Annotated in this window: 25 protein-coding genes; 17 read left to right on the plus strand and 8 right to left on the minus strand. The window is 67.9% G+C overall.

The window, feature by feature from the left end; all coding sequences use genetic code 11:
* From CEX88_RS13450 to CEX88_RS13465, 4 genes are read left to right on the plus strand one after another with little or no spacing between them, the layout of a single operon-like run.
* A complete protein-coding gene (locus CEX88_RS13450; RefSeq protein ID WP_094293866.1) occupies window positions 1-687 on the plus strand; it encodes an HAD family hydrolase in 687 nt (228 codons plus the stop codon).
* Window positions 688-703: 16 nt separating this feature from the next.
* Window positions 704-1,159, plus strand: coding sequence for a nitroreductase/quinone reductase family protein (locus tag CEX88_RS13455; protein ID WP_094293867.1), 456 nt, complete (start codon window positions 704-706; stop codon window positions 1,157-1,159).
* Window positions 1,160-1,169: 10 nt separating this feature from the next.
* Window positions 1,170-1,619: a nitroreductase family deazaflavin-dependent oxidoreductase gene (locus tag CEX88_RS13460; protein WP_094293868.1), complete on the plus strand. Its 450-nt coding sequence runs from the start codon at window positions 1,170-1,172 to the stop codon at window positions 1,617-1,619.
* Complete coding sequence (locus tag CEX88_RS13465; RefSeq protein ID WP_094293869.1) at window positions 1,616-2,527, plus strand: 1,4-dihydroxy-2-naphthoyl-CoA synthase; 912 nt, start codon at window positions 1,616-1,618, stop codon at window positions 2,525-2,527. The genes CEX88_RS13460 and CEX88_RS13465 overlap by 4 nt, the downstream gene beginning before the upstream one ends.
* A gap of 55 nt (window positions 2,528-2,582) precedes the next feature.
* On the opposite strand, the gene CEX88_RS13470 is transcribed toward CEX88_RS13465, so the two are convergent.
* Window positions 2,583-3,527: an oxygenase MpaB family protein gene (locus tag CEX88_RS13470; RefSeq protein ID WP_094293870.1), complete on the minus strand. Its 945-nt coding sequence runs from the start codon at window positions 3,525-3,527 to the stop codon at window positions 2,583-2,585.
* A 146-nt stretch (window positions 3,528-3,673) separates the two neighbouring features.
* Between CEX88_RS13470 and CEX88_RS13475 the strand changes: the two genes are divergently transcribed.
* From CEX88_RS13475 to CEX88_RS13490, 4 genes are all read left to right on the plus strand, one after another.
* Window positions 3,674-4,240, plus strand: a complete 567-nt coding sequence (locus CEX88_RS13475; RefSeq protein WP_094293871.1) for a TetR/AcrR family transcriptional regulator — start codon at window positions 3,674-3,676, stop codon at window positions 4,238-4,240.
* 72 nt (window positions 4,241-4,312) lie between these two features.
* Complete coding sequence (locus CEX88_RS13480; protein WP_094293872.1) at window positions 4,313-5,197, plus strand: SDR family oxidoreductase; 885 nt, start codon at window positions 4,313-4,315, stop codon at window positions 5,195-5,197.
* Entirely contained in the window at window positions 5,198-6,739 is a 1,542-nt protein-coding gene (locus tag CEX88_RS13485; protein ID WP_094293873.1) for a long-chain-fatty-acid--CoA ligase, read from the plus strand.
* Between the two features lie 19 nt (window positions 6,740-6,758).
* The gene (locus tag CEX88_RS13490; RefSeq protein WP_066842113.1) at window positions 6,759-7,130 is read left to right on the plus strand and encodes a VOC family protein; all 372 of its coding nucleotides are present in this window, start codon (window positions 6,759-6,761) and stop codon (window positions 7,128-7,130) included.
* An 11-nt stretch (window positions 7,131-7,141) separates the two neighbouring features.
* Here the strand turns inward: CEX88_RS13490 and CEX88_RS13495 are convergent, their stop codons facing one another.
* From CEX88_RS13495 to CEX88_RS13505, 3 genes are read right to left on the minus strand one after another with little or no spacing between them, the layout of a single operon-like run.
* Window positions 7,142-7,444, minus strand: a complete 303-nt coding sequence (locus tag CEX88_RS13495; protein WP_064399847.1) for a DUF3349 domain-containing protein — start codon at window positions 7,442-7,444, stop codon at window positions 7,142-7,144.
* 13 nt (window positions 7,445-7,457) lie between these two features.
* Window positions 7,458-7,742 carry a hypothetical protein gene (locus CEX88_RS13500; protein ID WP_068200579.1) on the minus strand — a complete coding sequence of 95 codons (285 nt, stop codon included), beginning with the start codon at window positions 7,740-7,742 and terminating at the stop codon, window positions 7,458-7,460.
* A 13-nt stretch (window positions 7,743-7,755) separates the two neighbouring features.
* Entirely contained in the window at window positions 7,756-9,018 is a 1,263-nt protein-coding gene (locus CEX88_RS13505; protein WP_094293874.1) for an inorganic phosphate transporter, read from the minus strand.
* A 222-nt stretch (window positions 9,019-9,240) separates the two neighbouring features.
* Here CEX88_RS13505 and CEX88_RS13510 point away from each other — a divergent pair, with 222 nt between their 5' ends.
* Window positions 9,241-9,543: a DUF3349 domain-containing protein gene (locus CEX88_RS13510; RefSeq protein ID WP_064399641.1), complete on the plus strand. Its 303-nt coding sequence runs from the start codon at window positions 9,241-9,243 to the stop codon at window positions 9,541-9,543.
* 47 nt (window positions 9,544-9,590) lie between these two features.
* A complete protein-coding gene (gene menE / locus CEX88_RS13515) occupies window positions 9,591-10,733 on the plus strand; it encodes an o-succinylbenzoate--CoA ligase (RefSeq protein ID WP_274381114.1) in 1,143 nt (380 codons plus the stop codon).
* Here the strand turns inward: menE and CEX88_RS13520 are convergent.
* On the minus strand, window positions 10,706-11,047 hold the full coding sequence (locus CEX88_RS13520) for a DUF3140 domain-containing protein (RefSeq protein WP_094293876.1): 342 nt from the start codon (window positions 11,045-11,047) through the stop codon (window positions 10,706-10,708). The genes menE and CEX88_RS13520 overlap by 28 nt on opposite strands.
* A 76-nt stretch (window positions 11,048-11,123) precedes the next feature.
* On the opposite strand from CEX88_RS13520, the gene CEX88_RS13525 reads away from it, so the two are divergent.
* The 4 genes from CEX88_RS13525 (at window position 11,124) to CEX88_RS13540 (ending at window position 14,969) form a co-directional block, all read left to right on the plus strand.
* On the plus strand, window positions 11,124-11,738 hold the full coding sequence (locus CEX88_RS13525) for a pyridoxamine 5'-phosphate oxidase family protein (protein WP_094293877.1): 615 nt from the start codon (window positions 11,124-11,126) through the stop codon (window positions 11,736-11,738).
* 85 nt (window positions 11,739-11,823) lie between these two features.
* Window positions 11,824-13,179 carry a hypothetical protein gene (locus CEX88_RS13530; RefSeq protein WP_094293878.1) on the plus strand — a complete coding sequence of 452 codons (1,356 nt, stop codon included), beginning with the start codon at window positions 11,824-11,826 and terminating at the stop codon, window positions 13,177-13,179.
* A 52-nt stretch (window positions 13,180-13,231) separates the two neighbouring features.
* Window positions 13,232-14,500 (plus strand): molybdopterin-dependent oxidoreductase, encoded by a 1,269-nt coding sequence (locus tag CEX88_RS13535; protein WP_094293879.1) that lies wholly within the window; start codon window positions 13,232-13,234, stop codon window positions 14,498-14,500.
* Window positions 14,493-14,969 (plus strand): hypothetical protein, encoded by a 477-nt coding sequence (locus CEX88_RS13540; protein WP_238382065.1) that lies wholly within the window; start codon window positions 14,493-14,495, stop codon window positions 14,967-14,969. Before CEX88_RS13535 ends, CEX88_RS13540 begins: the two co-directional genes overlap by 8 nt.
* Here the strand turns inward: CEX88_RS13540 and CEX88_RS13545 are convergent.
* The 3 genes from CEX88_RS13545 to CEX88_RS13555 are packed head-to-tail and all read right to left on the minus strand — an operon-like array spanning window position 14,966 to window position 16,910.
* Window positions 14,966-15,595 (minus strand): methyltransferase domain-containing protein, encoded by a 630-nt coding sequence (locus CEX88_RS13545; RefSeq protein WP_094293881.1) that lies wholly within the window; start codon window positions 15,593-15,595, stop codon window positions 14,966-14,968. The two genes, CEX88_RS13540 and CEX88_RS13545, sit on opposite strands and share 4 nt — an antisense overlap.
* Entirely contained in the window at window positions 15,595-16,257 is a 663-nt protein-coding gene (locus CEX88_RS13550) for a TIGR04282 family arsenosugar biosynthesis glycosyltransferase (RefSeq protein ID WP_202931491.1), read from the minus strand. Before CEX88_RS13550 ends, CEX88_RS13545 begins: the two co-directional genes overlap by 1 nt.
* Window positions 16,254-16,910 (minus strand): glycosyltransferase family 2 protein, encoded by a 657-nt coding sequence (locus CEX88_RS13555; protein WP_094293882.1) that lies wholly within the window; start codon window positions 16,908-16,910, stop codon window positions 16,254-16,256. Before CEX88_RS13555 ends, CEX88_RS13550 begins: the two co-directional genes overlap by 4 nt.
* A gap of 103 nt (window positions 16,911-17,013) precedes the next feature.
* Here CEX88_RS13555 and CEX88_RS13560 point away from each other — a divergent pair, with 103 nt between their 5' ends.
* From CEX88_RS13560 to CEX88_RS13570, 3 genes are all read left to right on the plus strand, one after another.
* Window positions 17,014-17,715: a response regulator transcription factor gene (locus CEX88_RS13560; RefSeq protein WP_094293883.1), complete on the plus strand. Its 702-nt coding sequence runs from the start codon at window positions 17,014-17,016 to the stop codon at window positions 17,713-17,715.
* Window positions 17,715-18,737 carry a sensor histidine kinase gene (locus tag CEX88_RS13565; protein ID WP_066842135.1) on the plus strand — a complete coding sequence of 341 codons (1,023 nt, stop codon included), beginning with the start codon at window positions 17,715-17,717 and terminating at the stop codon, window positions 18,735-18,737. The genes CEX88_RS13560 and CEX88_RS13565 overlap by 1 nt, the downstream gene beginning before the upstream one ends.
* A gap of 128 nt (window positions 18,738-18,865) precedes the next feature.
* The gene (locus CEX88_RS13570) at window positions 18,866-19,318 is read left to right on the plus strand and encodes a nitroreductase family deazaflavin-dependent oxidoreductase (protein ID WP_094293884.1); all 453 of its coding nucleotides are present in this window, start codon (window positions 18,866-18,868) and stop codon (window positions 19,316-19,318) included.
* Window positions 19,319-19,370: the final 52 nt, after the last annotated feature.

Below are 19,370 nucleotides of genomic sequence, written 5' to 3' on the forward strand. Positions count from 1 at the left end.
ATGAGTGAGATCAACGCCGTCCTGTTCGACTTTTCGGGTACGTTGTTCCGACTCGAGGAGGACGAGAGCTGGTTTCACGGGATGGAGGTCGACGACCGCAAGGTCGACGGCCACGTCCAGGCCGAGTTGATGCGCCGGATGACCGCGCCGACGGGCGAGCACGTCGAGATGACTCCGGAGGCTCACCGCGTATGGGTGAACCGCGATCTGGCGCCGCATCTCCATCGCGAGGCGTATCTGCACGTGCTGCGCGAGTCCGGGTTGGCCGACGAGCACGCCGAGTCGCTGTACGGGCTGCTGATCGACCCGATGAACTGGACTCCGTATCCGGACACCGCCGAGGTGCTGCAGGGTTTGCATCGCAGGCACATCAGGACGGCGGTGGTGTCGAACATCGCCTTCGCCGTGCGACCGGCGTTCGTCTCCCTCGGTGCGGCCGAATTCGTCGACGAGTTCGTGTTGTCCTTCGAAGTCGGCGCGGTCAAACCCGACCCGGCGATCTTCGAGATCGCGCTGGACCGGCTGGGCGTGGAAGCCGTGTCCGCGTTGATGATCGGGGACAGCGACGAGGCCGACGGCGGCGCCCGCGCGGTGGGCTGCCGGTTCGCCCTTGTCGATCCGCTGCCGACCACCGAGCGCCCGGACGGTCTGCGAACAGCGCTGTCCGGCCACGGCGTCGCGATCTGAGCGATAGCCTCACGGCATGGGCGATCGGATGACGCCCCCGCGGTGGCTCAAATACGCCAACAAGTTGGTGATGGTGCTGCTGCGCCTCGGGCTGCCGATCTCGCGGCACGAGTCGCCCGTGGTGTTGACGGTGCCGGGCCGTAGGACGGGCAAGCCGCGGTCGACGCCGATCACGCCGATGTTCGTCGACGGCGCCCGCTACGTCATCAACGGCTACCCGGGCGGGGACTGGGTGCGCAACGCTCGTGCGGCGAACCATGTCACGCTGCGGCAGGGCCGGCGTTCGGAGCGGGTGCGCCTCGTCGAGCTGAGCCCTGACGAGGCGCGCCCGGTGCTGCGGCAGTTCCCGGCGCAGGTGCCCGTCGGTGTCGACCTGATGACGCGGGCGGGGGTTTTGGAGACCGGGACACCCGACGAGCTCGAGGGGATGGCGGGCCGCCTGCCGGTGTTCCGCGTCGATCCGATCACGTAGCGTTTGCGCCATGTCCGACATTCGCCTGCCGTGGTGGCTGAAGTACGTCAACAAGGTGATGATCGGCCTGCAGAAGCTCGGCATCCTCGGGGAGAAAGGACCCGTCGTGCTGTCCGTACCGGGACGCAAGACCGGCAAGATGCGGTCCACCCCGGTCACGCCGATGGAGGTCGACGGTCAGCGCTATGTGGTCGGCGGGGTACCCGGCTCCGACTGGGCCGCCAATGTCAGGGCGGCCGGTGAGGTCACGCTGCACATCGGCCGCCGCAGCGAACGTGTGCGGATGGTGGAGATGCCCGTCGACGAGGCGCGACCATTGTTGCGGGAGTTCCCGTCGAAGGTGCCCACCGGGGTGGACTTCATCAAGAGCGCCGGACTGGTCACCGGACCCAACCCCGACGAGTTCGAGGCGCTCGCCGGTCGCTGCCCGGTTTTCCGCATCGATAAGGTAACCCCGTGAGTGACAACCCCTTTGACCCGTCGTTGTGGCAGCCCATCGAGGGCTTCGAACTGACCGACATCACCTATCACCGCCACGTCGTCGACGGCGTTCCGCGGCCCACGGTGCGCGTCGCGTTCGACCGGCCCGAGGTGCGCAACGCGTTTCGGCCGCACACGGTCGACGAGCTGTACCGCGTCCTCGACCACGCGCGGATGTCATCGGACGTCGGTGTCGTGCTGCTGACCGGCAACGGGCCCTCGCCCAAGGACGGCGGCTGGGCGTTCTGCTCCGGCGGGGATCAGCGGATCCGCGGCCGCAGCGGGTACCAGTACGCGTCGGGCGAGACCGCCGAGACCGTCGACCCGGCGCGCGCCGGGCGCCTGCACATCCTGGAGGCGCAGCGGCTGATCCGGTTCATGCCCAAACCGGTGATCTGTCTGGTCAACGGGTGGGCCGCCGGCGGCGGACACAGTTTGCACGCGGTGTGTGACCTGACGCTGGCCAGCCGCGAGCACGCCCGGTTCAAGCAGACCGACGCCGACGTCGGCAGCTTCGACGGCGGATACGGCAGCGCATATCTGGCCAAACAGGTCGGCCAGAAGTTCGCCCGCGAGATCTTCTTCCTGGGCCGCCCCTACACCGCCGAGCAGATGCACGCGATGGGTGCGGTCAACGCCGTTGTCGACCACGCCGAACTGGAGACCGTCGCTCTGCAGTGGGCTTCGGAGATCAACGGCAAGTCACCGCAGGCGATCCGGATGCTCAAGTACGCGTTCAACCTCACCGACGACGGTCTGGTCGGTCAGCAGCTGTTCGCCGGTGAGGCAACACGATTGGCGTACATGACCGACGAAGCAGTCGAGGGCCGCGACGCGTTCCTGGAGAAGCGCGACCCCGACTGGAGCGGCTTCCCGCGCTACTTTTAGGCGGCGGTTTGGGTGCACTAGCAATCGCTGAGCGACTGGTAGCGCACCGGAATCGCTACTCAGGTGCGACGGCGCCCGGCACCCGGTAGGCCCACGACTTCTTCTGCCGCTCGGCCATCTTCTCCAGGCACTGGTGATGCTTGCGGGCGTGGTAGGCCAGCGGAAAGTACGTCAGCCGGTCGGGAAGTACGCGGTAGGCGATGCGGATGGCCTTGTAGATGCGGTTGAGCTGGCGCTCCTCTTCGGGGCTCCAACTCACGCCGAGCTTGGTGCGCAGACGCGGGTCGAGCAACCCGACGATCGACAGGTAATTGAAGCGGAATGCGGGCCGCAGCATGGCTTTGATCAGCGGATAGAACACCTTCGGCACCGACGGGGGCAGCTCCATCGTGCCGGTGATCAAGTCGTCCATCAGCTTGCGGGCCTGCGGCGTGGCCTCGAGTTTGTCGATCATCGACTCGAAGTAGTCGGTCATCTCCTGATCGGTCTCGGGATAGTCGCGCATCGGCACATGCAACAGGCGCGCCAGTCGGCGGTTGTCGCGCAGCAGTTGGGTCTTCTCGTCGTCGGTGAAGTCCCGCCCGATCAACAAGCGAGCACCGTGGACGTTGACGATGTAGCCGGTGCAGATGACCCACTGGTACGCCTCGGGATTCAGGGCGCTGATCTGTTTGCCGGTCGACGCGCTCTTCATCGTCATCGGCCGGTGCATGGCGCGGACCCGATTTCCTTCGGCCACGGCTTCGGTGCCGCCGTAGGTCCACCGCAGCACCGAGTCAATGGACCGGATCGCCCGTCCGCCCGGATCGCCGTGGAACGACGCGGAATAGCGGCCGGTGACCTCGGCGATGACGGGATGCATCGCCTGCATCATGAACGCCGCGCCCTCGAAGATCAGGAACGTCCAACGGCCCGTGTGCTCGGCGGTCAGCGAATCCGGCGGTACCAGTTCGATCGGTTCGTCGTCGACAGACAGATCGATGTCCGAAGTGGCGGTCATGGGCGGCGTCCACCTCCATTCCAGGTCGTTCGGCGAGGCTAATATGACCGACAGGTCGCATTCAAGTCGCATAAGGGGCGTCGGTGAGCACGGATAGGCGCAGGTCAGCGCGGAGAAAGACACCGCAGCAGCAGCGCTCTCGTGAGATGGTCGCAAAAATCGTCGAGACGACGGCCGGTCTGCTCCTCACCACCGATCCCACCCAGGTGACGACGAACCTGATCGCCGACCGGGCGGGCGTCAGTAAAGGATCGATCTACCAGTACTTCGCCGATAAGGACGAGATCCTCGAGGCGGCCATCGAGCATCTCGCCCTCTCGCAGGCCCCGGCCATCGAGGAACGCCTGCGGGCCGTGACGCTCGCCCAGCCCGCCGAGGCGATGGCGGCCTCCATCGACTTCCTCATCGACGTCACGATCGCCAACCGCGGCCTGCTTCGGTACCTCGCCGAACGTCCGGACCACGTGCGCGCTTTCGAGAGCATTTCGGGTTTGAATGCGACGCTCGTGGCGATGTCGACGCTGCACATGAACCACTACCGCGACCAGTATCGCAACGAGCTGAGCCCAAAAGCGTTGGCGTGGTTGTTCTTCAACATGGCGGTGGCGACGACCCTGCGGTACATCGAGTCCGACGACCCGATCCGCCTGGACGAACTGCGCGCGGGGCTGAAGTTCGCGTCGTCGGGTCTGCTGGCCGCCGGCCGCAACTGAGCGATTTGTGCACGTTCTGGAGCGGTGAGCGCGCGTTTTCGTGCACAAGCCGCTCGCCTAGACTCACCGCTCGTGAGCAAGAGCCCGTTGCGGCGGTTGGCCGACCAACTCGTCCTGACCACCATGCGCCCGCCCGTGGTCCCCGAGTTGCTGCAGTACCAGCCCGGCCGCGACATCGTTGACCTGCGGGGTAAGCGCATCCTGCTCACGGGCGCGTCATCGGGGATCGGCGAGGCGGCCGCGGAGAAGTTCGCCCGCCGCGGCGCCACCGTCGTGGTGGCGGCACGCCGACAGGAGCTGCTGGACGCGCTGGTCGACCGGATCGCCGACGACGGCGGGGACGCCAGGGCACACGCCTGCGACCTGTCGGATCTCGACGCGGTCGACGGGCTGGTTGAACGTATCGTCACTGAGCTCGGGGGCGTCGACATCCTGATCAACAATGCCGGCCGGTCGATCCGCAGACCGCTGGCCGAGTCGCTGGACCGTTGGCACGACGTCGAACGCACCATGGCGATCAACTACTACGGGCCGTTGCGACTGATCCGCGGCCTGGCGCCGGGCATGCGCGAGCGGCGCGACGGCCACATCATCAACGTGTCCACCTGGGGCGTGCTCAGCGAGTCGTCGCCGTTGTTCTCGGTGTACAACGCGTCGAAGGCGGCGCTGACCGCGGTGAGCCGAGTCATCGAAACCGAGTGGAGCGCTGACGGAGTGCACTCGACCACGCTGTTCTATCCGCTGGTGCGCACGCCCATGATCGCCCCCACTCGCGCCTACGACGGATTGCCGGGGCTGTCCTCCGACGAGGCCGCCGAGTGGATGGTCACGGCCGCCAAGACCCGGCCCGTGCGGATCGCGCCGCGGATGGCTGTCAGCGCCCAGGTGCTCAACAGCTTCGCACCCGCGGTCGTCGACGCCGTGATGAAACGGCAACGCCTACAACCGAACAAGTAAATGCCCCACCCCGACATCGCGACCGTCGCCGACATCGCACGCGTCTTCGGCGCCGAACGTCCGGACGCGGTCGCATTGATCGCCGGTGATCGCACCACGACGTTCGGCGACCTCGATACCCGGTCCAGCCGGGTAGCTCAGGCGCTGCGCGCCGCGGGTGTGGGGTTCGGCGACCGGGTCGCGTTCATCGAGAAGAACGGCATCGAGTTCTTCGAAGTCGCCTGTGCGCTGTCCAAACTCGGCGCGGTCGTGGTGCCGGTCAACTGGCGACTGGCACCACCCGAGATGCTGCACATCATCGACGACGCCGACGCAAAGGTGGTGATCGTCGGCGCCGACTTCTTCTGTCACGTCGAGGCGATCGAGGACCGGCTGACGGCACAGGTCGTCGCCGTCGGCGAGCACCCCCGGTGGCCGGAGTTCGATCGCTGGATGGGCGCCTATCCCGCCGACGACCCCTGCGTCGCAACGCAACCAGACGATGTCGCATTTCTGATGTACACCTCCGGCACCACCGGAGCGCCCAAGGGCGTGATGCTGACCAACGACAACTACTTCTGCAAGGCCACCGGGATCGCCGACAAATGGCGCTTCGACGCCGACAGTGTGAGCCTGGCCGTGATGCCGATGTTCCACATGGCGGGCTCCGGCTGGGCACTGGTGGGTCTCTGCGAGGGCGCGCGCACGGTCGTGCTGCGCGACCTCGACCCGACCGCCATCCTCGAAGCCGTTGCGCAGCACGGTATTACGAACATGCTGCTGGTGCCGGTGGTGATCCAGCGCCTACTGGAAACCCCGGGCGTCGAGCAGACGGACTTCTCGGCTCTGCGCGCCATCGTCTACGGCGCATCGCCGATCACCGACGACGTCCTGGTCCGGGCTCTCGAACGGTTCAACTGCGATCTGCTGCAGGTGTACGGGCAGACCGAAACCACCGGATCCATCACGCAACTCGACCGTCACGACCCCGAACTGCTGCGCTCCTGCGGTAAGCCGTTCGGGTGGGTCGAGGTGCGCATCGTCGACGACGCGGGCCGCGACGTCCCCACCGGGACTGTCGGCGAGCTGTGGACGCGCTCGCGCCAGAACATGCGCGGCTACTGGAACAACCCCGCTGCTACGGCCGCCACCGTCACCCCGGACGGCTGGTTGAAGACCGGCGACGCCGGTTACGTCGACGCCGAGGGTTATGTGTACCTGCACGACCGGGTCAAGGACATGATCGTGTCCGGCGGCGAGAACGTGTACCCGACCGAGATCGAGAACGTTCTGATGACCCATCCGGACGTCGCCGACGTCGCGGTGATCGGCGTTCCGGACCCGACGTGGGGTGAGGCGGTGAAGGCGGTCGTGGTGCCCGCGGCGGGCTGCTTCCCCGGCGAGGCAGACCTCATCGCGTACGCCCGCGAGCGGCTGGCCGGGTTCAAGCTACCCAAGTCGGTGTCGTTCGCAGAAGACCTGCCCCGCACCCCCAGCGGCAAGATCCTCAAGCGTGCGCTGCGGGAACCCTATTGGGAAGGTGTCGGGCGGCGGATCGGCTGAGCGTGATAGACACGATGTCATGGAGATTCTGGCCAGCCGGATGCTCATTCGGCCGGCGGATTATCAGCGTTCCCTGACGTTCTACCGCGATGAGTTGGGGCTGGCGATCGCCCGCGACTACGGTGCGGGCACGGTTTTCTACGCCGGCCAGTCGTTGATCGAACTCGCCGGCCACGGTGGCCCGCGGGCGGGCGGCACGATGTGGCTTCAGGTGCGCGACGTGTACGCCACCGAGAAGGAACTGTCGGGCCGGGGCGTACCGATCGCGCGGGAGGCACGTGAGGAACCGTGGGGCCTGCATGAGATGCACGTCGAGGATCCCGACGGCGTGCTGCTGATCTTCGTTCAGGTGCCCGAGACGCACCCGCTGCGCCGCGACACCCGGCGGTGACGCCCTAGAGTTCAGCGCGCGGGGGCCAGCGGCCAGCCGACCGAGGCCAACCGCGACGCAACCTGGTGCATCTCTTCGGGATTCGGCTCCTGCGCGGTGACCTGGTGGATCGCCGCGCGGATGTCGGCTTCGGTGACGATGTCCGAGTTCGCGCTCCTGAGCACCGCCTGCGCGGCGCTGACCACTTCGTCCTCGGCGAGCGAGCGCTTCAGCAGCGCGAGCAGCGGGAAGTAATCCGTGGGCGGCACGCCCTCCGGATACCCGCGGCGCAGCCAGTTGAGCACGCTGTCCAGCACGGTGCGGTTCTCGGTCATGGTGTGGCGCAACTCATTTCTGCGGCATGAAGGGGAACAGGTCGATCCCCGTGTGGTGGATGATCGTGCCCCTGGTGATCCACAGCACCGCGGTGACGATCACCCATCCGACGAACACGAACAAACCGATGCCGAGGTATTTGCGGACCCGGTTGGGTGCGGTCACGGTGCCGTCGGCCGACTCGTCCCCGGCGCCGCTCGAAAAGGCCATCAAGCCGGTGGCGAACAACGCGGGCAGTCCCGCGCCCAGGACGAGCCCGACCACCAGTACCTTCAGAATGCTCTCGAGATAGGTCATCGATGTTCCTCCGCTACACCGTCGCGGGCGGCCTGACGGTTTCGGGCATTGCTTCCTCGATGGCGGCCCGCAGTTCGGCGGGGACCACGGAGTTGGTCGCACCGTCCCACTCGGCGTTGACGTTGGTGTGGTCGACCTTCTGTTGCTGAGCGCGCCACCACATGTAGAACGACAGGCCCACCAATACCAGGAAGATGAACCCGTCGCCCGCGAGGCCCGATCCCGTGAGCGCCTCGACGCCATGGGCCAGCCAGAAGGACAGTGCGCCAACGAGTCCCGCAGCCGGCAGGGTGATCAGCCAGGCCACAGCCATCCGGCCCGCCACCGCCCAGCGGACTTCGGCGGCCGGCTTGCCGACGCCGCTGCCCAGGATCGAACCGGTGGCGACGTGGGTGGTGGACAACGCCATACCAGCGGCGCTCGAGCTGAGAATGATTGCGGCCGAGGAAGCTTCGGCAGCGAAGCCCTGCGGTGACTGGATCTCCACCAGACCCTTGCCCAGGGTGCGGATCACGCGCCAGCCACCGAGGTAGGTGCCGAGCCCGATCGCGACCGCACAGCTGAAGATGACCCAGAACGGCAGGCCGTTCTCCTTGACGTCGCCGCTCAGGTGCCCGGTGGTGATGAGCGCGAGCGCGATGACACCCATCGTCTTCTGCGCGTCGTTGGTGCCGTGCGACAGCGCGACCAGCGAGGCCGTCGCGACCTGGCCCCAGCGGAAGCCCTCCCGGCGGCGGCGCTCTGTCACCTTGCGGGTGATCCGGTACACCAGCCAGGTGCCGCAGGCGGCGACCAGGCACGCGATGAGCGGCGCGGCGATCGCGGGAATGAGCACCTTCTGGCTGATGCCGCTCCAGTTGACGCCTGCGGTGCCCATGGCGGCCAGGCCTGCGCCGATGAGCCCGCCGAACAGTGCGTGCGAGGAACTCGACGGGATGCCGAACAACCACGTCAGCAGGTTCCACAGGATGCCGCCGATCAACCCGGCGAAGATGATCGTCAGACCGGTCGACGCGTCGATCGACGGCAGCAGGGCGCCGGTCTGGCCGTCCTGGACGTTGAGCACCGAGGTGGTCACCGTGACCGCGACCTCGACCGACAGGAACGCGCCGACCAGGTTGAGAATGCCCGCCAACAGGACCGCGGTCTTGGGCTTGAGCGCACCGGTGGCGATCGATGTGGCCATCGCGTTGCCGGTGTCGTGGAAGCCGTTGGTGAAGTCGAAGGCCAGTGCGGTTGTGATCAACAGCACGAGGACGATCAACTCAGCGCTCACGGCGTTAATTCTGCGGCCATAGACTTCGTTTCACCTAATCTGCGACGCTCTTGGACCGGCGTGTCATCTGGCATTTCGCCTTCTCGGGCAATGTGTTCATCCATTGTTCACCCGCCGGCGGTCGAGCGTTTGCCGGCGACGCCGAACTCGTCTTGTTCGGTCGCGCACTAGCATCATCCAATCGGGAGTGGGTAGACCCGATGCGACACGCGGGAGGGCACAGTGACGAAGTTTCTGGCCAAAATTGTCGCGTGGATCACAGCGGGTTACCCCGAAGGGGTGCCCGGTCCGGACCGGGTGCCGTTGTTCTCGCTCCTGCGGCGGCGCCTCACCGAGGACGAGGTGCGAACCGTCGCCATGGAGCTCAAGCGGAACGGCGACTTCGACGACGCCGATATCGGAGTCCTCATCACCCAGATCACCGATGCGCTGCCGACGTCTGAGGATGTGGAGCGAGTTCGCCAACGGTTGGCGGTCCGCGGCTGGCCCCTCGATGATCCACGCGACGGGGAGGGTGACCCATAGCCGTCCTGCGCGCGGTCTCGGTCGGGTCCGGTGCCGCGGCGTTGTCATTGCTGCCCGTCGTGCACGACATGCTGGCCGGTCGTGCCACGGTGCTGCCGGTGCCTGCCGGGGATGATCGCGAATCATCTTTTCTGTCAGGGGCGTTGCGGTGCGGCGCGGAGATCGACGACGACGTGGCGGTGGTGGTGCCGACATCGGGCACCACCGGGACGCCCAAGGGTGCGATGCTGACCGCCGCCGCATTGACCGCCAGCGCCGAGGCGACACATCACCGGCTCGGCGGGCCGGGGCGCTGGCTGCTGGCTTTGGCAGCGCATCACATCGCGGGGCTTCAGGTGCTGGTCCGCAGCGTCGTTGCAGGTACCACACCGGTGGCCTTGGCGCCTACGTTCGATCCGGACGAATTGCCCTCTGCCGTCGACGCTTTGGGTCCAGGACGGCGTTACGCCTCGCTGGTGGCCGTGCAACTCGACAAAGCTCTGCGGGACGAGGGGGCGGCCGACGCATTGGCCACGCTGGACGCCGTCCTGATCGGCGGGGGGCCGATGCCGACTGGCCTGGCCGAACGTGCTGCCGCGGCGGGGATTTCGGTCGTCCGCACCTACGGGATGAGCGAGACCGCAGGCGGATGCGTGTACGACGGCGTGCCGTTGGACGGTGTGCGGGTTCGGATTCGCGACAGCGCGCGGCCGGCGACATCAGACGGGGGTCGGATTGTGTTGGGCGGCCGGACGCTTGCGAAGGGCTACCGCAACCCGGTGGACCCCGATCCCTTCGCCGATGCGGGTTGGTTCCGCACGGACGACGTGGGAGTCGTCGACCCCGAGGGCCGGTTGACGGTGCTCGGCCGGGTCGACGACGCGATCGGCAGCGGCGGATTGACGATCATGCCGCAGATCGTGGAGGCCGCCCTTGCAACCCACGAGGCGGTGGCCGAATGCGCGGTGTTCGGGGTGCCCGATGAGCGGCTGGGCCAGCGGGTGGCCGCGGCCGTCGTGCTCGCCGCCGGTCACGACGCCCCCACGCCCGCCGAGCTACGCGAGCACGTCACCGCGACCCTGGATGCCACCGCGGCACCGCGCGAGTTCCACATCGTGGACGAAATACCGCGGCGCGGCATCGGCAAAATCGACCGGCGCGCGCTGGCGGCCAGGTTCCCTGGTCAGATCACAGGCTTGAGCGGGTCGTGACCGAGCGTCATGAGCCTGTGCCGCCAGTTATCCTGACCGGCCGTGGGCTCGAGGTCGACGCCGCGTTCGGCGTGAACGCGGTCGACGACCTTGCGCATCACGCGCTCGTCCTCGTCGGTGAGGTCGACCGAGCGCTTCTGCAGGATCTCGAGCACGGCGCGGCCGGTCTCGGTGCCCGCCTGGTCGGGCATTTCTTCGGAGTCTTCGGCGGCGGACCGGGTGCGCAGCCAGTCCAGTAGTTCGCGGGACGTCATGTTGACCACGCGGTGAAATTCGTCCCACAGCGCGGCGTCGACCTCGACGTGGTGTGCCATTGCACTCACCTCCGCCCGTTCGGCTACCCGGCGACCGACGGGGTTAACCCATTGCGCGGTCGAGCATGATGGACCCATGCGTCGCGAAGTCAATACGGTCGACGAATTGCGGGCCATCGTCGGGCGACCGGACCACTACGTCGCCAACAAGGTCAGGGACCGCCTGTCGCCGGTACAGCGCGACTGGCTCGCCCACACGCCGCTGGCTTTCGTCGCGACGACAGATGCGCGGGGTCGCGTCGACGTGTCGCCCAAGGGCGATCCGCCCGGATTCGTGCACGTCATCGACGACACCACGATCGCGATACCGGAGCGGCCGGGCAACAAACGGGTCGACGGCTATCTCAACGTCCTGCAGAACCCGCATGTCGGTACCGTGTTCCTGATCCCCGGCCGCGGCGACACCCTGCGCATCAACGGGACCGCCAAGATCCTCTCGGACGCTGACTATTTCGACGCGCTGACGGTCAAGGACAAGCGTCCGATCCTCGCGCTGGAGGTTGCAGTCGAAGAGGTGTTCTTCCACTGCGCCAAGGCTTTTCTGCGTTCGGAGACCTGGGACCCGTCGACGTGGAACCCATCGGCGCTGCCGAGCGTCGCGCAGCTACTCAAGGCGATCCGGCCCGAATGGACCCAGGCCCAGCTCGACGAGTACTACAGCGAGGCCAACACCCGCACCCGGCTGTACTGATTTCGGTGTAGTCCGTCGCGGTGAACGCGACGAACTACACCGAAATCACTCAGAGCTGGGTGCTGCTGGCGAATAGGGTGACGGAATGCCGACCAGTCGCAAGGAGATCGTGGCGGTCGCCGTCGGTGTGTTGCTGGTGGTCACCGCGTTCGTGGTGCCGCGTCTCGACCTGGGGATCGTCACGCCACTGATCAATGCGACGCCAGGGCGCCTACGCCAGTTCGCCGACACCGCGCCGATCTTCGGATGGTGGAACGCACACGTCGGGTTGGGCACGGTCCCCGCGGTCGTGATCGGCGCCGCAGTGGTGTGGTGGGGGCCGAAGGTCGCGCAACGGCTGTCGTGGCGTGCGTTGCCCTGGGCTACATGGGCGACGGCGTGCGCATGGGCGTTCTCGCTGGCCATGATCGACGGGTGGCAGCGTGGTTTCGCGGGCAGGCTGGTCGCCCGCCACGAGTATCTGCGTCAGGTCCCGACCGTCACCGACATCCCGCATGCGCTGCGAACATTCTCCGACAGAATCCTTGATTACCAACCGGATTCGTGGATCACCCATGTGTCGGGCCATCCCCCTGGGGCTCTGCTCACCTTCGTCTGGCTCGACCGCGTCGGCCTCGGTGGCGGCGCGTGGGCCGGCCTGCTGTGCCTGCTGGTCGGATCCAGCGCGGCAGCCGCCATCCTCGTCGCAGTGCGGGCACTGTCGGGGGAAGCGACTGCGCGGCTGGCGGCCCCTTTCGTCGCCGTTGCGCCCACGGCGATCTGGATCGCGGTGTCGGCCGACGGCGACTTCGCGGGAGTCGCGGCGTGGGGTATCGCGCTGCTGGCGATCGCCGTCGGGGGCACCGCGAGATGGCCCGTCCTCGCCGCCGCAGGGGCCGGTCTGCTACTGGGCTGGGGCCTGTTCCTCAACTACGGCCTGGTTCTGATGGCGTTACCCGCGCTCGCGGTGCTGATGTGCGCGGCCGACTGGCGGGCCGCTGCCCGTGCCGCGGTACCGGCGGTCGGGGTCGTCCTCGCCGTGGTGGCGGCCTTCGCGGTGCTGGGGTTCTGGTGGTTCGACGGCTATCAGCTGGTGCAGGAACGCTATTGGCAGGGCATCGCCAATGACCGGCCGTTCCAGTACTGGGGGTGGGCGAACCTCGCCTCCGTCGTGTGCGCGATCGGCCTCGGCAGTGTGGCCGGTCTCGGCAGGGTGTTCGACATCGCGGCGATCCGGCGTCGGCCCGGCCTGCCCATGCTTCTTCTCGGCGCGCTGCTGGCGATCCTGTTCGCCGACCTGTCGATGCTGAGCAAGGCCGAGACCGAACGCATCTGGCTGCCGTTCACCGTCTGGCTGACCGCCGCCGGGGCACTGCTACCGCCGCGGTCGCATCGCAGGTGGCTCGCCGTCAACGTGGTGGGCGCCCTGCTGCTCAACCACTTCATTCTGACGAATTGGTAACGGTCGCGGGTCACCACGCACATCCGTAGGACATTGCCGGGACCCTGTAACCGTGCAACCCGGCGACCGGCCCCGGGTACAGCGGGTGATCCGCTGGCGTAGCCCGCTGCGCGGATTGTGGCTGACATCGGTGTTCGGCTCGGTGCTGCTGATCGGGCTGCCGGTGGTGATCCTCACCGGCCTGCTGTCCTACATCGCCTACGGGCCGCAGTTCGGTCAGGCCATACCGGGCGATGTGGGCTGGCTGAAGCTTCCGACGTTCGACTGGCCCACCGACCCGTCCTGGCTGTACCGGCTGACGCAGGGGTTGCACGTCGGGCTCGGCCTGGTGCTCGTGCCGGTGGTGCTCGCCAAGTTGTGGTCGGTGATTCCCCGGCTGTTCGCCTGGCCGCCTGCGCGTTCCATCGCCCAACTGGTGGAACGGATCTCGTTGCTGATGCTGGTCGGTGGGGCGCTGTTCGAGATCGTCACCGGCGTGCTGAACATCCAGTACGACTACATCTTCGGCTTCAGCTTCTACACCGCCCACTACTTCGGCGCCTGGGTGTTCATCGCCGGGTTCGTCGTGCACGTCGCCATCAAGTTCCCCCGCCTGCGGGAGGGTTTGCGGTCACGGTCGATGCGTTCCGTGCTGCGCACGTCGCGCGAGGACACCGTCGCCGACCCGTATGAGCCCGACGGGTTGGCTCCCGCCGATCCCGAGCCCCCCACGATGAGTCGCCGCGGCGCGCTCGCTCTGGTCGGTGGCGGGGCCGCGTTGCTCGCGGTTCTCACCGCCGGGCAGTCGATCGGCGGATGGACCAGGCACGCCGCTCTCCTCCTGCCCCGCGGCCGAACCCGCGGCGACGGCCCGAATGACTTCCAGGTCAACAGGACTGCCGCCGCGGCCCGGATCACACCGGAGATGACGGGCGAGCGCTGGCGACTCACCATGACCGGAGGGGCATCCCCGGTGGTGCTCGACCGCGCCGCGCTGACCGCGATGCCCCAGCACACCGCCCGCTTGCCGATCGCCTGTGTCGAAGGCTGGTCGACGACCGAGACGTGGACCGGCGTGCCGCTGCGGGATCTGGCCCGGTTGGCCGGTGTGCCCTCGCCGGTATCGGCGTTCGTCCGGTCCGTGGAGCGGCGCGGGGCTTTCAATCGCACGACGCTGCAACGCAATCAGCTTCTGCATCCCGACGCGCTGCTGGCGCTGAGGGTCAACGGCGTCGACCTGTCACCCGATCACGGTTTCCCGGCCCGCGTCATCGTGCCTGCGCTGCCGGGCGTGCACAACACCAAATGGGTGGGCTCGATCGACTTCCGGGCCGGTGATTGACGTGGGGCGATTCCGCGCCGTCTACGGATCACATCCGCTGCACCTGCTGACGCTGGTCGCCGGCTTCGCGCTATTCGGTTATGTGTTGGCCACTCTCACACCGCCGGCGTTGTGGAACACCCGCACGTGGTGGCAATCCATCGCGGTGTGGTTCGCCGCGGCGATCGTCGTCCATGATCTCGTGCTGTTTCCGCTCTACGCGCTGGTGGACCGGGTCCTGTTGTGGGGCACGCGAATTCCCCGGTTACGGGTTCCGCTACTGAACTATGTGCGGGTACCGGCGCTCGGCTCGGCGTTGACCCTGCTGTTGTTTCTGCCCGGCATCATCAAACAGGGGGCGCCGGTCGTGCTGGCCGCGACGGGACAGACCCAGGATCCGTACCTGGGCAGGTGGTTGCTCTTGACGTCCGCGATGTTCGGGATCAGCGCGGTGGTCTACGCCGTGCGGCTGGCGACGACCAGGACCTAAGCCAGCGTCAGGCTGGCGACCACCCGGTTGCCGATCGGATGGACGCGGGTCATCGCCAGGCCCGCGGTCTCGGCGACCTCGGCGGCGCAGTCGATGCCCACCGACGCCCACGGGAACCACGGCCCGACCACGCGCGACGACTCGAGCCGGACCCAGCGGTTGCGCACACCCTGTGTCAGAGCCTCGAACTCGGCGATGCACCGCCCGCCTCGGCGCAACAACTCCGCGGCCCTGTGCAGCATCCGGAACGGGTCGCCGCCGAGGCCGACGTTGCCGTCGGCCAGCAGCACGGTCTGCCACCGCCCGGTTGCGGGCAGCTGTCCGAACACGTCGCGGCGCAGCACGGGCGCACCGTTGCGCCGCGCGAGCCCGACCGCGGTCGCGGACTGGTCGACACCGAGCGCAGGTATGCCCCGGCGGATCAGCTCGATCACCAATCGTCCTGGACCGCAGCCCAAATCGATCGTCGGCCCTTCGCACAGCCCGACGACGGCGCGGTCGAAGCGGCAATCGGCGTGTGCGCCTCCGATCCAGCGATGCACAGGAAGGGCGCGAACCTGACCGTCGTCGCTTCGGATCCAGCACCGCTCCCCGTCGAGCGCGCAGTCGTAGAGGTTGCCCAGCATCAGGCGAGCACCGCCTCGGCGGCCTGGACGAACCGGCTGTCCGGCGCGCATCCCCGGCGCACCGCGTCGATGTCGGCGATGGTGTCGAAGTCGGCGAGCTCGTCGAGCAAACCGACGTCTATGCCTTTGCCGCGCAACGCCGCCAGGGTCAAAGCGCCGGTGTCGGACCGCGACATCGGCACGCTCCGCAGGCATTCGGCCATGGACGGGCGCGAGACACCCAACACCCACCACCCGCCGTCGGTGGCGGGTCCGAGGACCGCGTCGCTTCCTATCAGCGCTCGCCCGCATTCGACGAGTAGGCCGGCGGTGACCTGCGGGGTATCCATGCCGATCTGCAGTACCGGGTCGCCGGCGGAAGCGTCGGCGTGCGCGTTGGCCAGTCGCTGGGCGAAGTCCGCGCCGCGTTGGGGTATCACCGTGAATCCGTCTAAGCTGTGGGCGATTTCGTCACCTCGGCTCGCCTGCCTGAGATCGCCGGTCAGCGCGACGACCCTGCGTCCGACCGGCGCGGCGGTGACGGCATCGAGGGTGTCGAGCAGCGCGGCGGCGGCGAGGTCGGCCGCGGCGGCGTCGCCGATCGTCGCGGCGAGCCGGGTCTTCGCCAGACCGGCCACCGGCGCCTTGGCCACCACCAACACCGTCACCGCCAGCACCGTCACGAGATCACCCGCCAGAAGTCGAAGGCGGCCACAGCGCTACCCCGCACCGATCCGCTGACCTTGGACTTGCCGCCGGTGCGCGCGCGGTAGTCGACATCGCGCTCGACGACGCACCACCCGGCGGCCGCCGCCCGGACCAGCATTTCGAGGGGGTACCCGCAGCGGCGGTCGCGAACGTCGAGGTCGAGCAGAGCGTCGCGGCGGGTGACCCGCATCGGGGCGATGTCGTGTACCGCCAGGCCGTGGCGCTGCCGCAGCCGCCAGCACACCGCCGCGGTGCCGAGGCGGGCATGCCACGGCCACTTCAGCCCCGGCACCGGCCGGCGGCGCCCGATCGCCATGTCGGCCCCGCGGTGGAGGTCGTCGACCAGAGCGGGCAGGTCACGGGGATCCAGCGAACCGTCGGCGTCCAACACCGCCACGATGGGCGTCGTCGCCGCTACCACCCCGGCGTGCACTGCGGCGCCGTAACCGGGCCGCTTCTCAGGTACCACCAGCGCGCCATGCTCCCGGGCGACATCCGCGGTCGCATCGGTGCTGTTGTTGTCGACCACCAGCGGCCGGTATCCGTCCGGGATCGCCGCGAGCACGCCCGGCAGCGACTGCGCCTCGTTGAGACACGGCAGCACCACGGTCACCGAACAGTCGGGCATGGGTTCGAGGCTAACCAGCCCCTGACCGCGCCGACCAGTGGATCAATGACGGATCCGTGACATCGGCGCAGGTAGTCGCCGCACGGGACTACTCTCGGAAACTGTGACGCGGGTATTGATCGCCGACGACGACAGCGTCGTGCGTGATGTCGTGCGTCGGTATCTCGAGCGCGACGGCCTCGACGTCGCGATCGCCCACGACGGAGCCGAGGCCCTGCGGCTGCTCGGCTCCCAGCACATCGATGTCGCGGTCCTCGACGTGATGATGCCGGGCCCGGACGGGCTGACGCTGTGCCGCAACCTGCGCCAGCGCGGCGGATACACGATGCCGGTGATCCTGCTGACCGCACTCGGCGAGGAGGACGACCGCATCGCGGGCCTGGAGGCCGGCGCCGACGACTACCTGACCAAACCGTTCAGCCCGCGCGAACTGGCGCTGCGGGTGCGCTCGGTGCTGCGGCGCGCGCCCGCACCGACGGGCCGGCGGGCGCTGGACATCGCGGTCGGCGGCCTGACCGTGTCGACGGCCGCGCGCACCGTGACCGTCGACGGACAGCCGGTGTCGCTGACCAACCGCGAGTTCGACCTGCTGCTGTTCTTCCTCACCCACACCGACATCGTGTTCAGCCGCGAGGAACTGTTGAAACAGGTGTGGCACTGGGATTTCGGCGACCTGTCGACAGTGACCGTGCACGTCAAGCGGTTGCGGTCGAAGCTCGGTGAGCACCACAGGGTGCAGACGGTGTGGGGCCGCGGCTATCTGTGGAGCAGCGAGGCCCGCTCGCCGGAAGGGCAGAGCGCCTAGTGCCGTCCGACCTCTGGGAGATCATCGGGTTGGCGCTGGCATGTTCGGTTCCCGTGGTGCTCGCGGGCGCACTCGTGATCCGCCTGGCCCGGTCGTGGTCGCTGGCGGTGAGCATGGTGGCGCTGGTGCTCATCCCGGTGTTGGCGACGTTCACCGGTGTGCTCGGCGCCAGCCGCTTCATGATCACCGAAACCTTCGAGAAGACCGCGATCGTCCTGGTGATCGTCTCGGTGGTGACGATTCCCGCCGCGGTGATGCTCGCGCGCTATCAGGCCCGTCGCACGGTGTGGGAGCAGGAGATCCGCGAGTCCGAACGGGCCGCCGAACAGTCGCGCCGCAGGCTGGTCGCGTTCGTCAGCCACGATCTGCGGACCCCGCTGGCCGGGATACGGGCGGTGTCCGAGGCGATCGCCGACGGCGTGGTACCCGACGCCGAGGTCCGTGTACACGCCAAAACCATTGAGCAAGAGTCGGTTCGGCTTTCTGAGATGGTTGACGACCTGTTCGAGATGTCGAAGATCAACGCGGGTGCGGTCCAACCGGTGTTCGACAAGGTGGCGCTCGACGAGGTGGTCGACGATGTGCTCACCGCGCACCGGATCGCCGCCGAGCGCGCGGGAGTGGCGTTGACGGCCGAGCTGCCGGAGGCGCCGGTGCGGGTGCTGGGCAGCGACCGCGCGTTGGTGCGTGTGCTGTCCAACTTGGTGGCCAATGCGATCGCCCACACCCCGGAGGGGGGCCGGGTGTCGCTCTCGCTGGGCTCGGACGAGAACGGTGCGTGGGCGCGCGTCGACGACACCGGCGTCGGCATCGACGAGGCCGACCTGCCGCGGGTGTTCGACGTCGCCTACCGCGGGTCCAACGATCGCGTGCCGCGTGCTGATTCGTCGCTGCCCAGTGGGTCGGGGCTGGGGCTTGCGATCGCCGCGGGCCTGGTGCAGGCCCATCGCGGCACGTTGTCCGCCCGCAACCTGGGCACGGGCGCACGTTTCGAGGTGCGACTGCCGCTGGCGGCGGACTAATGCTGACCGTCGCTGGTCGTTGAGCAGCGCATTCCACGACCGTGGCTTCTCACTCGGCCGCTTGAGGCTTGTTCTTGAGTGATCACTCAAGTAACGTCGTTGACCTCATCCCCCCGAGGAGGTTCGCGATGACAGCACGAAGCGCCGACAAGGCGGTGCGCAAGTTCAAGGTCGAGCGGCAGCTGGGACGCGTCCTGATGAATCCGGTGGTCGCCGCGCTCGACCGCGTGGGCATCCGGTCGTCGTTGGTGGTCGACCTCGAGACGATCGGACGCAAGAGCGGGCAGCCGCGGCTCGTACCGCTGGCCGGCCGCGCCGACGACACCGGCGTATGGGTGATCTCGCAGCACGGTCGCCGCGCAGGCTGGGCCTATAACATCGCGGCGAACCCCAGAGTGCGCGTCCGCGTCAACGGCGAATGGCGCACGGGCACCGCGACGTTCGAGCCCGACGACGACGTGCGCGTCCGCGCCCGCACCTTCGGCGGCGCGGGCAAACTCGGCCAGTCGGCGACGGCGTTGACGATGCGAGCGATGGAAAGCGACCCGATCTCGGTGCGGATCACCTTCAACGACCGGTGAGTGCCTGCCAAGAGTGGGGCCGAATCCCTGACTACTCAATCTAGGTTAGGCT

Origin of the sequence: Mycobacterium neumannii, assembly GCF_002245615.1 — a bacterium.
GTDB lineage: Bacteria > Actinomycetota > Actinomycetes > Mycobacteriales > Mycobacteriaceae > Mycobacterium > Mycobacterium neumannii_A.